Genomic DNA, 13341 nt, shown 5'->3' with positions numbered 1-13341 from the left:
AATGAACCTCCTAACCCAATTTTTGAGATTGCAAGGATTTTTCTTTCGTGTACCAAATGAATTTCCCCGTGTATCCGTACAATATTGCCAGTCCGATAGATACAAAACTGAGCCACATGAACGGCAGATAAGAAAATGTGGATACGCCGAGAATGCCGGCCATATAGATGCCGTTATCAGACCACGGCACCATCCCTGAAGTAAGCGTGCCGCCCACCTCTGCGTTCCGGGATAAAACTCTTCTGTCAAGTTTCAGTTTATCATAACTGTTCTCCATGATTTTCGGCGTCAGGATCAATGACACGTACATCGCACAGCCGAAAATGTTTCCTAAAAGGGCGACGATCAATGTCGAAAGCGTTACATTTCCCGGTGTGGTCAGCTTTTTCTCAAAAGTTGAGACAATCACTTTTAATACGCCGAGCTTCTCAAGAATTCCTCCAAAACCGAGACCGAACAGGATAACGACTAACGTATCCAGCATACCGGTAATGCCTCCGCGGTTTAACAGGCCGTTTAAAAATTCGACGTCCGTTTTAATAGAAAAACCATTATAAGCAGTCGCGATGGCACTGGCAAAATTCATTCCCTGAAAGACGGAAGCCCAGATTGCGCCAAGCAAAGCACCGATGATAATAACGGGCATAGACGGCTTTTTCAAAATCAGAAGGACAACGACGACAACAGCCGGAATGAGCATCCATATATGAATGTCAAACGTTTTCTGCAATGAAGATTTTAAAAATTCCACTTTGTCGAGATCAATATTTTTTCCGCCGTATATAAATCCCGTTACGGTAAACAGAATGGCCGTAATAATATAGGACGGAATTGACAGATACATCATCGCTCTGACGTGTGACAGCACATCCACCTTAGAAAGCGTGGAGGCAAGCACCGTACTGTCAGACAGCGGTGAAAGCTTGTCTCCGAAGTAAGCCCCGGACAAAACGGCTCCCGCTACGATCGGAAGCGGTATACCCATTCCCTCTCCGATGGCAATCATGGCGATCCCCGCGGTTCCCACGGTTCCCCACGACGTTCCGGTCGCAACGGACATAACGGAACAAATAACCAGTGTAGCCAGAAGGAAAATATGAGGATTAATAAACTCTAAACCATAATAAATTAACGTCGGCACAACGCCGCCGGCAATCCATGTCCCGATGAGCGCACCGACCGAAACGAGAATCAATACCGCTTCAAGACCGTTTGATATCCCGGTGACAATCGAAGCCTGCAAGTCTTTATATGAATATCCCAGCCTGACTCCGAGAATAATAGCGAAAAACCAGGATATTAATAGAGCTAGCTGGATCGGCAGGTCTAAAAACACTGTGAACGATAAGACAAGTGCTAAAAACCCGAATAATAAGATAATAATTTCCAATAAATTTGGCAATCTGACCTCTTTCACAAGAAAATCCCCCTAGAAGAAAAAAGCTAAAACGCTTTCATCAAATGATATAACAAATTATACTATACTGCCTCATCCCTTTGTATGGCAACCGCCTATTCACTAAAAAACGTGAAAAGGCGGCTGTTGTTGCTTTAAAATTTATTTTTCTAATAGATCTTTTCCGGCAATCCCCGGTTTTGTCATTTCATACGGATTCAAAATGATATCCAATTCTTCTTCTGTCAGTACATCATTTTGAAGGCAAAGATCTCTTACAGATTGCCCCGTCATGATTGCTTCACGGGCAATTCGCGCAGCCGCTTCATACCCGAGGTGCGGATTGACCGCTGTAATGACGCCGACGCTTTTTTCCACGTATTGCTTCAGACGTTTTTCGTTGGCTTCAATTCCCGCCAGACAATGATCGGTAAATGAACGGAACCCGTTATTCATGATGCTGATGGATTGAAGCAGGTTAAATACGAGTACCGGCTCCATTACGTTAAGCTCCAGCTGGCCCGCTTCTGAAGCGAGGCAGATCGTATTGTCATTCCCGATGACCTGGAAGGCGATTTGGTTGATCAGCTCTGCCATTACAGGGTTGACTTTCCCAGGCATAATGGATGATCCCGGCTGACGGGCGGGCAATGAAATTTCCGCAAGTCCCGCGCGCGGACCTGAAGCCATTAAGCGCAGATCGTTGGCGATTTTAGACATGTTCATCATGCATACTTTCAACGCGGCTGAAACTTCCGTATACGCATCAGTGTTTTGCGTGGCGTCAACCAAATGGCCGGCGCCGACAAGCGGCAGTCCGCTGATGTCAGCCAGGTGCTTCACAACCTGTTCTATGTAGCGCGGATCGGCGTTAAGTCCCGTACCTACGGCCGTTGCCCCCATGTTTACTTCATACAGATGCTGGCGGGATTGTTTAATTCGCTTTATGTCACGCTCAAGCACGCGGCTGTATGCTTCAAATTCCTGTCCGAGACGGATCGGCACAGCGTCCTGAAGGTGTGTGCGCCCCATTTTAATGACAGAATCAAATTGTTTCGCTTTATCTTTAAAGACACTGAGCATATGCGCCATCGTATCAAGGAGCTTATCCAAAAGTTTCAAGGTTGAAATATGGATTGCCGTCGGGAACACGTCGTTCGTCGATTGTGACATGTTGACGTGTGTGTTCGGGCTGAGGTGAATGTATTCACCTTTTTTATGCCCCATGATTTCAAGAGCCCTGTTGCCGATTACTTCGTTGGCATTCATGTTCATGGACGTTCCGGCTCCCCCTTGGATCGGATCGACGATAAATTGGTCATGCCATTTTCCCTCAAGAATTTCATCTGCGGCCTGTACAATCGCATTTCCGATTCCTTCATACAGCCGTTTTACATCCATGTTGGCAAGCGCCGCCGCTTTTTTGACGATGGCGAGCGCATTAATCATTTCTTCGTGGATGCGGTAGCCGGTAATCGGAAAGTTTTCTTTCGCGCGCAGCGTTTGTATTCCGTAATACACATCAGCTTCAATTTGTTTTTCTCCGAGGAAATCTTTTTCCTGACGATATTCTTTTTGCGCGTTTGTCATGCTAAAACCCTACTTTCTCTTTGTGGTAGTCATGTTTTTACAGTACAACGTCGTCTGCGATCGGTGTCTCCATAATGTTTTTGACTTCAGCCAAGTTGTGAGACTGGCCGAGCGCCCACATTAATTTCGGCACGATGGCTTCCGTGTTCATATTTCTGGAGCGGATAATGAGATCTTGATTGACTCTTCGGCCGACTTCATAGACGCTCATGTCCTCTCCTTCTTCAAGACATTGTGTCGTAATGACGACGACAATGCCGCTTTCAATCATTTCATTGACTTTGGCGAGAATGTCTCTTCCTTCAAACGGCACGCCGCCGCTGCCGTAGCTTTCAATGACGATTCCTTTGTACATGCCCTTTAATGCGTCAAACATTTCCGGTTTCAGCCCCGGGTGTAGCTTGAGCAGGCACACGTCCGTGCAAAGTGAAGTATTGACCGTAAAAGCATCGTCTTTTGGCATGTGCACTTGTTTGTTGTATTCAATTCCGTTTTCGGTAATAAACGCGATATACGGATAGTTAATGCTCTCAAATGCATCATAGCTTTTCGTTCTTAATTTAATGGCGCGTGTGCCTTGAATGACTCTGCCGTCAAATACGACGTATACGCCGCCCACCCCTTCACATGCGAAGCGGATCGCGTCCGTGATATTTTTTTTGGCATCGGTTTTTTGAAATGTAATCGGGATTTGCGAACCCGTAATGACGATCGGTTTATCAGCATGCTGAAGCATATAAGACAGTGCCGCTGATGTATAAGCCATTGTGTCTGTCCCGTGCGTAATGACGAACCCGTCATATGCGTCATATTTTTCTTTGACAGCATTTGCGATTTCGGCCCAGTATTCAGGCTGCATATTTGTGCTGTCGATGTTCATTAACGAATGGGTTTCCATCGTGTAATCGTTATCAAGTTTTGATACGTAGGTTAACAATTCGTCTGCTTTCACCCCGGGTGCAAGCCCGTTTTCTCCTTCGACTGAGGCGATTGTTCCTCCGGTTGTTAACAGCAATAATTTTTTCATACCCTGCACCTCTTCATCCATTTCTCAAGATGTGTTAAGCATTCGCTTTTCGCATACTTTTAATCAAATTATAGACAGACGAATGAAATTAATCAAGTGATTATTATTCAATTCGCGTACACTTTTGCATATCGATATGATATAATTTGCTCAAGTGAAAAGGAGCGGTTTTGAATATGAATTTAGATCGTTTAACTGAACTGAGAAAAAAGAAAAATTGGTCTCTTCAATATACGGCTGACCGTCTCGGCATCGCCAAAAGCACGTACGCCGGGTATGAATCAGGATACCGGCGTCCGTCATTCGAGGCGCTGGGCACGCTTGCCGATCTGTTTGACACGACGTGCGACGATTTACTCGGGCGCACTGAAAAAAAGGCGGAGCCGTTTGCCCAGACCATCGAATTAACAAACGCCGCACAAGGCCGCGGCACACTGACCGTTGACGGACAGCCGCTGAATCAGGATGAAATCATCGAATTGATTGCGTTTGTCCGCACGAAAAAGAAGGTGCAGGAGGAGCTCCGTTAAAAACCGGCTTTTACGGCTTGATTCTGCCGTACGTCCCTCCGCCCCCGGCCTCAAGGACGAGCTGCCCGGTGCGCGCTTTATGAATGACAGCCGCTATTTTAGGCTGGACGACACGCGCCAATTCCTCTTCTTGCGCCTGATGAAGAATCGCCATCTCCGTCCCGAAGGCCCGCTTCAGTTTTTCTAACGTTTTCGGCCCGACCCCGGGAATGAACTGCAGCGGGATTTGATGAATATACGGCGGCCGCGGCATGCGGCTTTTTTTCGGTCCGCTCAGTTCCTCCAGCCGTTCACTGACCCCTTTTGTCATTGTTTTCCCCCCGCACTCCGGACATGCGGAAGCTCCTTTTTCAACCGGGCTGCCGCAGCGGTCGCAAGCCGTCCGGTAATACTTCCCGAGCTTCGGGTTCAGCCCGTAATTCGCCGTGATTTTTCTTCCGTCCTTCCCTTTTAAAGCCAGCGAAAATTCCGTGAAATTCGCTTCTTTAAGAAGCATTTCATTATATTCTCTGCCGATTTTTCCTAAGGAATGCGCATCAGAATTTGTTAAAAATGTATACGGATCAAGTTCTGTTACCCGCGAAGCCATGTCGGTGTCACAGCTTAATCCGAGTTCCGCCGCGTCAATGAGCGCCGGGTCGAAAACTTCTGTCAAAGAAGATATGACTCCTTTTCCGTACAGGCTTTTATGCGGGGTGAACATATGGGCGGGAATAAACAGCCCGCCCAATTCCTTTGTTTTCCTTTGAAGATTCAAACCGGTTTCATAAATGCGCTGGGAACTGAGATGGATATTTTTAAGCCTTTTTGCAAGCCACTCAGAAAACATCTTCATTTCGGCAAGAGACGGCATAAAGACGAGAACGTGAATCGGCCCGCGGCATGTGTGATCATAGATTTCAAGCTCACTGCCCAACAGAAGCGTCGTATTCCGATACCGGATGCCGCCTTCTTTCAGCTCACGGTATCTGCCTTCATCAATTCCGCGCTCGATTTCTTCTATGACTTCCGGGGAATGGCAGTCGATGATGCCCAATAGTTCAATTCCCTTCCCCTCACTGGCTTCTTCTAAAATCCGGTGCAGCGTCAACGTTTTGGCCCCGGTGATTTTGACCGGTTTTCCCGTATAGGTGCGGCCGATATGAATATGCAGATCCGCATAGATGGTTTTCATCATTTTTCCTTCAGCGCTTCTTTCAGCTGGAGATACTGAATCGCGTACGCCGTTTTTGCGTCATACACCCTGCGGGATTCAATCAGCTTCACGGCCTCTTCAAGCGTGACCTGCATGACTTCGACAAATTCATCCTCATCCAGCTCTCGTTTTTCTTCCAGCAGCGAAAGCCCTTCCGCAAGAAAGAGATGCACGATTTCATCAGCAAACCCGGGTGATGTATAAAAAGCGGTGATTTTCGTCAAGGTTTCCGCTGTATATCCCGTTTCTTCCTCGAGCTCTCTTAACGCCGTATGTTCCGGCTCTTCCCCCTTTTCAAGCTTCCCGGCCGGAATTTCAACGATTGTCCGTTCCAGCGGCTTTCTGAACTGGTTCACCAAAATGATTTTTCCTTCCTCGGTCACCGCAAGTACGGCCACTGCTCCCGGATGTTTGACGATTTCCCGCTTGCTTGTTTTTCCGTTCGGGAGCTCTACATCCTCTAAGTAAAGATCTATGACTTTCCCGTCATACAGCTTTTTTTTCGCAAGTGTTTTTTCTTCTAAATGTTTCATCATGTCATCTCCCGTTCTGTCTCTCTATTATGCCTCATATATTTTATCATACATGCATGAGAGGGAGGTGCTTTTCGATTGAAGGTTTACCGGAAGGATAAGAGTATCGTATTGGTCGGAAAGGCGTGGGAAGTGCGGGCTAAACTGAAAGAATACGGACGGACATTCCGCTATGTCGGAGATTGGATCACCGGGCCTTAACAGTTGAAAACTTCGCGCCTTTATATTACGGTCAATAAAAGACTATAAAAAGGAGCGAAACGATGAGAAAACGCACACTGGGACATTCTGATTTAGAAATAAGCGAAATCGGGCTCGGCTGTATGTCGCTGGGCACGGATAAACCTAAAGCGCTGTCTATTTTGGATGAAGCGATCGAGCTTGGAATCAATTATTTAGATACCGCTGATCTTTATGATTTCGGCAGAAATGAGGAAATTGTCGGGGAGGCCGTCAAAAACCGCAGGCACGACATCATTTTAGCCACGAAAGCCGGAAACCGCTGGAATGATGATAAAGACGGCTGGCATTGGGACGCTTCCAAGGGCTACATAAAAGAAGCGGTCAAAAACAGCCTGCGCCGGCTGAAAACGGACTATATCGACCTTTATCAGCTGCATGGCGGCACGATGGAAGACCATATTGACGAAACGATCGAAGCATTTGAGGACTTAAAACAGGAAGGTGTCATCCGGTATTACGGCATTTCCTCGATTCGTCCGAATGTTATTAAAGAATATGTAAAAAAATCAAATATCACCAGCGTTATGATGCAATACAGCCTGCTGGACCGGCGTCCCGAGGAGTGGCTTCCCCTTTTAGAGGAGAACGGAATCAGCGTAGTCGCAAGGGGGCCTGTCGCTAAAGGGCTTCTTACGGAAAAACCGCTTGATCAAGCGGCCGCAAGCGTAAAAGAGAACGGCTATTTAACATATTCTTTTGCAGAACTGGCAGAAACCAAAAAAGCGATCAGCGCTGCCGCACCTGACTTGAGCATGACGGAGCTTTCTCTTCAATACTTGCTGTCACAGCCGGCCGTCGCTTCTGTCATCACCGGAGCCAGCTCACTTGAGCAGCTGAGAGAAAACTGTTCGGCTGCAGAGGCCCGGCGTTTAAGCAGCCAGGAAATCAAAGCCCTGCAATACCATACAAAACCGGACGTATACGAAGCCCATCGTTCTTAAATAATAAAACCGGCACCTTTTCAGATGCCGGTTTATTTATATTTTTGCCAATCGAGACTGCTTTCATTCAGCAACTCTTCAAAGCTTTTATGTTTTTCTTTTTCTTTTCGTTTTCTGATTTGTTCCGCCTTTTGCTGCGCCTGTTTTTTCTCGTCTTCTTCCTTCAGCTCACTTTTCATTTGCAAAAGCCTGGCCTTCAGATCTTCCCCCAGATCGTCTTTTAAGCTGTGTTTTTCGTTAGGCAGCTGCTTTTTCATCATGACGCCCCCCGTATCTGAATATGGTGAAGCAAGTGTACCACGGAGCGCCGGAGGCCGGCAACGTTCACGGTCCTGAAAAGCCGGAGGAAGGATTTTTCATATGAAAGGAGGGTGCCTGTGTGAAAAAATGGCTGGCGGTGTTCGGCTCGGCTTGCGCAGTCTTTTTGGCTGCCGGATTCGCTTTTACGAATCTGATTATGTTTATGAAGAAAAAGACGGATGAAGATATCATGAAAAAAGAAACGGCGGACGGGCATGATAGATTTGATTCCTTTCAGGCCATGGAAAAAGAAGAAGCCGTCATCCTGTCACGCCACGGGTATGAGATCAAAGGCTTTTACGTCGCCCCGCATCATACGGCAAACACCATGATTATTTGTCACGGCGTTACCGTAAATTCGTTCAATTCATTGAAATACATGGATTTATTTTTAGATTTAGGATGGAATGTGCTCGTATATGACCACCGCGGGCACGGAAAAAGCGGCGGCAGAACGACGAGCTACGGCTATTTTGAAAAAGATGATTTGGAAGAAGCCGTGAATTGGGTGAGACACAAAACCGGAGACGGCGGTCAAATCGGCATCCACGGGGAATCGATGGGAGCGGTGACGGCCTTATTATACGCGGGCGGGCATCAGGATGAAAACGGCGCTGATTTTTATATTGCGGACTGTCCGTTCGCAAGCTTTCGCGATCAGCTCGCCTACAGGCTGAAACGGGAGTTCCGGCTGCCTCCGTGGCCGCTTCTGCCTTTGGCTGATTTCTTTTTGCGGATGAGAGAAGGCTACCGTATCCGTGATGTATCTCCTCTATCGGTTATCAGCCGCATCCGGCAGCCCGTGCTGTTTATTCACAGTAAGGAAGATGATTATATACCCTCCGCTTGTTCCGAATTGCTGCACCGCAGAAAACGCGGCCCTAAGATGCTCTATCTGGCCGAATCGGGAGGGCATGCCATGTCGTACACCAAAAATCCGGAGAGCTACCGTAAAGCCGTTCAAACCTTTTTAGATACCATGACGCAAACGTAAAAAAGCGAAAGAACGTATGCTGGTTCTTTCGCTTTCCCGTCATAAAACGTCGGTAATCCCGTCCATATTTTCTCCGATCCAGTCAATGGCGAGGTCGATTGTCGTAAACTCCTGCGCTTTGAAGGTCATCTCATCTTGAAGCAGCCAGACATCCTTCTGAACGGATTCAGCCCCTCCGATGGACCAGTGCAGCAGACTGTACGGGTGGTTGTTGTTCAGAAAGGATACCCACGTTTTATGCTGTGCCGTCTGTTTAATGGCTTTCAGCTTTTGATTCACTTTCCGTTTCTCCCTGCTTTACTAATATGCTCATTCTCGGGCTCAGCATCTCTGCCGGGCTTTTTAAGACGAGCGTTTTTGCCTTTTCATTGTAATCGATTGTCATTTCCTCGTCAAAAAACACTTTTTGTGAGGTCTGGATGTAAAGCGGAAGTCCGTTGGTTTCAATGGCTTCGCATTGTCCCGTTAATTCGTCCGCCAGCCAGATGGTCGGCACGCCGCTCACCGCGCACCCGCAGCCTTCTGCGTCATAGCGGAGCTGCGCTTTTTTCCCCGGGTTGGCGTCCATTGCCTGCTGAAGTGTGTGTTTCGCCGCATCCGTCACATGTATTTGCATAGATGATCCTCCGTTTTTCATTTTCGCCATTGTAGCATACCGAGCCGCTGTATGCATTGTTTCTGCTTTCTTTACAGCAGCCCGCTCTCCTTAGTCCTTTGCCTCTTGTTCAGCCGCCTTGATCCAGTCATTTTTCCCTTCACTATACTTTGCCATATCGTATGGGTACGTCTTAGCGAGGTGCCGTTTCAGTTCCATGTATTGAGCCGCTTTTTCAGGCTTTGCGGTGAGGTAATCCCGGAACAGCAGATGACGCTTCACGTCCGGATGGCCTGTTTCGTATATGTGAACGTGGTGTGTGCGCTTGTTGCCGCCTTTTTGAAAGAAACGCCGGCCCTCTATCCCATTTTCCCCTTTCGCCTCATAGCCGAGTGCTTCCAGCTGCGGACTGAATCGGTCAGCGTCCGAAATATCTTTAACCTCCGCCAGTATATCGATGACGGGTTTGGCGGCCATCCCTGGGATAGAGGTGCTGCCGATGTGGCTGACAGAATGAAGTGCTGGGCCGAAGATTCGGATCAAGTCCGCCTTCTCTCTTTCAAACGTTTCTTTCCATTCCGGCTTGTACGGAACAACTTCCGCTTTCCTCTTCGGATAAAGATGAAAAAACGAGAGGGTCAGCCCTTCCGGCGTCTCTATCTGTCCGGCTTCTGTGAAACCTGTTTTTAAATAGAGAGAGACTGCCGGAACGTTTTGGCTGGCGGTAGCCGCCTCTATTTTTTGGGCGTCCCGGTTTTGATCTATCACAAATTGAATAAGCGCCCGTCCGATTCCTTTTCGAAAGCCGGACGGGTGCACCGTCAGCCTGCATATGACAAGGTCATATCCCTTTTTTTCATACGAAATGACGCCTGCAAGCTGATCTTTTTCCTTGAAACCGGCAAACGTCTCCCGTGACCGCTGTATATCATCGGGTGTTTCATGCAGGGCGGGAATGCCGAAAAAGCCGATCAGCTCGGCTTCTTTTTGATAAGCGCAGCGCTGAACCGCCGCGATTTCCCGCGCGGTCTGTCCTTGTGTATGCTGTAAAAATGTAATCAATCTTCCGCCCCTTTTGACGCAAACATCCGCTGTGACTCTGTCTTCGTAATGCGGACCGCGTACGCTTCATACCAGGCGCTTTTTCCTTTTTGTTTTGCCGCCTGGTGGTCAGTATGATCTTTCCACCTTTTAATCGCCTCCAGGCTGTCCCAGTAGGAAACCGTGATGCCGCAGCCGTCTTCCTCCCGAACGCTTTCCGCGCCTAAAAAGCCTGGCTGTCCGCCTGCCAAATTCATCATGCGCTCTGCCGTATGTTCATATTCCTCATCATATTTTCCCTTTATTGATGAAAAAATGACCGCATAATAAGGCGGTTTGGGCGTGTCAGCTAAAAAACCCATATTCATCCCCCTCTACATATATTTCACAAACAGAATCCGGTCTTCTCCCGGACCGTCATAATTCGCAAAAACAGGGATTCCGTTTACGGTTTTGGTTCCTTTTTCAGCTTCAAAGCCTAATTTTGTATGATAAGCGATTGATACTTTATTGACAGGCGCCGTCACGCAATTGACTTTTGTGCAGCCCCTTTTCTTCACCGTCTCCATAAATCGGTCGTAGAGCTGTTTTCCAATTTGCATTTTTCTGAAATCCGGATGCACACCGGAAAAATGAATGTAGGCTGTCTCAGGGTCTGATTGTGACTGAAAACCGATTAAAAAACCGGTCATTCCCTCCGGCCCGTACGTGATAAAGCTTGTGTCCTGAAAATGTTCAAAAAACAAGCGCGGCAGTTTGTCTTTCATCTGCCTGCCGCCCCACCAATCATTCAAAACAGACGTAACCATTTCATAGTCTTCAGAGGTAATTGTTCGAATATCCATTATCGATTGACTCTCCTTTTCGTCCGGCAAAATGAATGTCAGCTCTTCTCATTGGAATATAAAAAATTATATGTGGGTTGTTTGCAATTGTAAATGATTTCTTTTCAAGCAAACGAATCAGCACGTCTTCCAGCCAGGGAATGATTTACCAGTATAAACGTGATCATTGTTCGGGTACAATGAAAAACAGAACAAATGTTCCCGGAGGTTTTTTTATGGCTGATATTCTTCTTGTAGATATGCAATCGTTTTATGCGTCTGTGGAAAAAGCGGAAGCGCCTCATCTCAAAAGCCGGCCCGTGATTGTCTCGGGAGATCCCGAAAGACGCAGCGGCGTCGTGCTTGCGGCTTGTCCGCTCGCCAAACGATACGGCGTAAAAAATGCCGAACGGCTGTGGGAAGCGCAGGCCAAATGTCCCGATGCCGTTATTGTCCGTCCGCGGATGCAGCGGTATATTGATGTATCCGTCATGATTACCGAACTGTTTGAACGGTATACCGATCTTGTAGAACCCTACTCCATCGATGAGCAGTTTCTCGACGTGACCGGAAGCAGGCGGCTGTTCGGTGATCCTTTTACAATTGCCAAAAGCATTCAGCAAGCGATTATGCGTGAATTCGGCATTTATGCCCGTGTCGGCATCGGGCCGAATAAGGCGCTCGCGAAAATGGCTTGCGACCATTTTGCCAAAAAAAACGCATCCGGCATCCACAGATTGGATATGTCAAATATCAGGCAGGATCTGTGGCCGCTGCCGGTCGGAAAATTATTCGGCATCGGAAAACGGATGGAGCATCATTTAAGACGGATGGGCATCAGCACAATCGGCGGGCTTGCCGGACACCCCGCCGAATTGCTGAAAAAACGCTGGGGCATTAACGGCGAATTGCTTCAGCGGACAGCCCGCGGCATCGATCCCTCTCCGGTCACCGTCAACACGCACAGCCGGCAAAAAGCGATCGGCCATAACATGACCCTCCCGAGAGACTACAGCCGCTTTGAGGATATCAAAGTCGTGCTGCTGGAGTTAAGCGAAGAAGTGGCCCGCCGCGCCCGTTTCAAACAATACATCGGCCATACGGTTTCGGTCAGCATCAGAGGCGCTGATTTTGAATTCCCTTCAGGTTTTCACAGACAGAGAAAGCTGGTGTCACCGACTAATTTCGGAATGGATATTTTTAAAACGGCGGTCAAGCTCTTCAAAGAGCATTGGAACGGTGAGCCCGTCCGCAGCGCCGGCGTCTCCCTTTCCCAGCTGGAGCCTTGTGATTATGTTCAGCTGAGCCTGTTCGATGCCCAGGAAAAAAAGATCAGTCTCGGCAAAGTATTGGATGATATTCATGAGCGGTACGGCCCTGCGTCGCTCCTCCATGCCGCTTCACTGACAGAGGCCGGCCAAGCCTTTCACCGGGCTGAAAAAATCGGCGGGCATTACAAATAATTTGAGGTGATATACATGAATCCGAACAAATTAACACCCGGGTATAATGTCATGTGGGAATCAAGCCGGATGATGCTGCCCGAACATCGGGAGCAGCTGCTTGCAAAAAAACGAAAAGAACGGGAATTCCGGCCTCCGGAACTGAGCGAAGAGCAACTGAACGACATGAACCGCATCATTGCGGCGTCAATTGAAGAAGACAGGGCCATTTCGGTCACCTACGCTTCCGCACACGGCCCCCTCCGGTTTTGGGGGTGGGTAAAACAAGTGAGGCATGACGAAAAGCGTTTAAAAATCATAAACGATGAAGATGCGTTAACGCTGCCGTTTCATCGTATTCTCTCGGCTGAACTGGAATAAAAGCCTAAATCGTCCTGACAGAAAATATGATAGAAGAGTGGGAGGATCACATGATATTTAGTAGAATAAAGATGAATGACAAGAATAGGAGAATATATGATGGATCAATTTATAGAAAAAATGCTGGGACAAGCCCTCCGCCAGTATGGACGGAATGTGTCGACAGATCCGCTGAGCCCCTATGAAAAACAGAGTTTAAAAAAAGCTTTAGAAGAAAGAAGGAATGAAGAACCCGATGAGGATCTCCATGCCCATGTAGAAGATATTATCTACGATTACGTCACCAATCAGGGGCAGTTTTCCTGACAC

At 47.8% G+C, this 13341-nt stretch carries 18 protein-coding genes; 7 read left to right on the top strand and 11 right to left on the bottom strand.

Annotated features, from left to right (window positions below; genetic code table 11):
• Positions 1 to 10: 10 nt before the first annotated feature.
• The 3 genes from nhaC to AC1RRX_RS11320 form a co-directional block, all read right to left on the bottom strand.
• Positions 11 to 1417 carry a Na+/H+ antiporter NhaC gene (gene nhaC, locus AC1RRX_RS11330; RefSeq protein WP_020956027.1) on the bottom strand — a complete coding sequence of 469 codons (1407 nt, stop codon included), beginning with the start codon at positions 1415 to 1417 and terminating at the stop codon, positions 11 to 13.
• A gap of 141 nt (positions 1418 to 1558) precedes the next feature.
• The gene (gene aspA / locus AC1RRX_RS11325) at positions 1559 to 2986 is read right to left on the bottom strand and encodes an aspartate ammonia-lyase (RefSeq protein ID WP_003153322.1); all 1428 of its coding nucleotides are present in this window, start codon (positions 2984 to 2986) and stop codon (positions 1559 to 1561) included.
• A 37-nt stretch (positions 2987 to 3023) separates the two neighbouring features.
• A complete protein-coding gene (locus tag AC1RRX_RS11320; protein WP_003153321.1) occupies positions 3024 to 4013 on the bottom strand; it encodes a type I asparaginase in 990 nt (329 codons plus the stop codon).
• 176 nt (positions 4014 to 4189) lie between these two features.
• On the opposite strand from AC1RRX_RS11320, the gene AC1RRX_RS11315 reads away from it, so the two are divergent.
• Positions 4190 to 4543, top strand: coding sequence for a helix-turn-helix domain-containing protein (locus AC1RRX_RS11315; protein ID WP_007409399.1), 354 nt, complete (start codon positions 4190 to 4192; stop codon positions 4541 to 4543).
• Between the two features lie 10 nt (positions 4544 to 4553).
• On the opposite strand, the gene AC1RRX_RS11310 is transcribed toward AC1RRX_RS11315, so the two are convergent.
• Positions 4554 to 5717, bottom strand: coding sequence for a TIGR00375 family protein (locus tag AC1RRX_RS11310; protein WP_042635319.1), 1164 nt, complete (start codon positions 5715 to 5717; stop codon positions 4554 to 4556).
• The gene (locus tag AC1RRX_RS11305; protein ID WP_038464042.1) at positions 5717 to 6271 is read right to left on the bottom strand and encodes an NUDIX hydrolase; all 555 of its coding nucleotides are present in this window, start codon (positions 6269 to 6271) and stop codon (positions 5717 to 5719) included. Before AC1RRX_RS11305 ends, AC1RRX_RS11310 begins: the two co-directional genes overlap by 1 nt.
• 78 nt (positions 6272 to 6349) lie before the next feature.
• Here AC1RRX_RS11305 and mciZ point away from each other — a divergent pair, with 78 nt between their 5' ends.
• Together mciZ and AC1RRX_RS11295 are read left to right on the top strand one after the other, a co-directional pair.
• Positions 6350 to 6472, top strand: coding sequence for a Z-ring formation inhibitor MciZ (mciZ, locus tag AC1RRX_RS11300; RefSeq protein ID WP_003153315.1), 123 nt, complete (start codon positions 6350 to 6352; stop codon positions 6470 to 6472).
• Between the two features lie 62 nt (positions 6473 to 6534).
• Positions 6535 to 7455, top strand: a complete 921-nt coding sequence (locus AC1RRX_RS11295) for an aldo/keto reductase (protein ID WP_144464498.1) — start codon at positions 6535 to 6537, stop codon at positions 7453 to 7455.
• 32 nt (positions 7456 to 7487) lie between these two features.
• On the opposite strand, the gene AC1RRX_RS11290 is transcribed toward AC1RRX_RS11295, so the two are convergent.
• Positions 7488 to 7712: a YqkE family protein gene (locus AC1RRX_RS11290; RefSeq protein ID WP_186302959.1), complete on the bottom strand. Its 225-nt coding sequence runs from the start codon at positions 7710 to 7712 to the stop codon at positions 7488 to 7490.
• 122 nt (positions 7713 to 7834) lie between these two features.
• Between AC1RRX_RS11290 and AC1RRX_RS11285 the strand changes: the two genes are divergently transcribed.
• The gene (locus tag AC1RRX_RS11285) at positions 7835 to 8749 is read left to right on the top strand and encodes an alpha/beta hydrolase (protein WP_023357006.1); all 915 of its coding nucleotides are present in this window, start codon (positions 7835 to 7837) and stop codon (positions 8747 to 8749) included.
• A gap of 39 nt (positions 8750 to 8788) precedes the next feature.
• Here AC1RRX_RS11285 and AC1RRX_RS11280 read toward each other — a convergent pair whose 3' ends face one another.
• From AC1RRX_RS11280 to AC1RRX_RS11260, 5 genes are all read right to left on the bottom strand, one after another.
• Positions 8789 to 9028, bottom strand: coding sequence for a DUF2552 family protein (locus AC1RRX_RS11280; protein ID WP_003153307.1), 240 nt, complete (start codon positions 9026 to 9028; stop codon positions 8789 to 8791).
• Entirely contained in the window at positions 9003 to 9365 is a 363-nt protein-coding gene (locus AC1RRX_RS11275) for an iron-sulfur cluster biosynthesis family protein (protein ID WP_014305346.1), read from the bottom strand. Before AC1RRX_RS11275 ends, AC1RRX_RS11280 begins: the two co-directional genes overlap by 26 nt.
• A 90-nt stretch (positions 9366 to 9455) precedes the next feature.
• Positions 9456 to 10406, bottom strand: a complete 951-nt coding sequence (locus AC1RRX_RS11270) for a GNAT family N-acetyltransferase (RefSeq protein WP_144464502.1) — start codon at positions 10404 to 10406, stop codon at positions 9456 to 9458.
• The gene (locus tag AC1RRX_RS11265) at positions 10403 to 10747 is read right to left on the bottom strand and encodes an antibiotic biosynthesis monooxygenase family protein (RefSeq protein ID WP_047935917.1); all 345 of its coding nucleotides are present in this window, start codon (positions 10745 to 10747) and stop codon (positions 10403 to 10405) included. The genes AC1RRX_RS11270 and AC1RRX_RS11265 overlap by 4 nt, the downstream gene beginning before the upstream one ends.
• A 12-nt stretch (positions 10748 to 10759) precedes the next feature.
• Entirely contained in the window at positions 10760 to 11230 is a 471-nt protein-coding gene (locus AC1RRX_RS11260; RefSeq protein WP_007409392.1) for a GNAT family N-acetyltransferase, read from the bottom strand.
• Between the two features lie 215 nt (positions 11231 to 11445).
• Between AC1RRX_RS11260 and AC1RRX_RS11255 the strand changes: the two genes are divergently transcribed.
• The 3 genes from AC1RRX_RS11255 to AC1RRX_RS11245 all read left to right on the top strand — a co-directional run bounded on the left by AC1RRX_RS11255 (position 11446) and on the right by AC1RRX_RS11245 (position 13338).
• Positions 11446 to 12672 (top strand): DNA polymerase IV, encoded by a 1227-nt coding sequence (locus AC1RRX_RS11255; protein WP_015417758.1) that lies wholly within the window; start codon positions 11446 to 11448, stop codon positions 12670 to 12672.
• A gap of 15 nt (positions 12673 to 12687) precedes the next feature.
• Complete coding sequence (locus AC1RRX_RS11250; RefSeq protein ID WP_144464504.1) at positions 12688 to 13032, top strand: YolD-like family protein; 345 nt, start codon at positions 12688 to 12690, stop codon at positions 13030 to 13032.
• A 99-nt stretch (positions 13033 to 13131) separates the two neighbouring features.
• Complete coding sequence (locus tag AC1RRX_RS11245) at positions 13132 to 13338, top strand: YqzH family protein (protein ID WP_003153294.1); 207 nt, start codon at positions 13132 to 13134, stop codon at positions 13336 to 13338.
• Positions 13339 to 13341: the final 3 nt, after the last annotated feature.

The organism is Bacillus sp. GW821-FHT11D08, from assembly GCF_058808515.1.
This window is presented reverse-complemented; position numbering and strand designations above follow the sequence as displayed.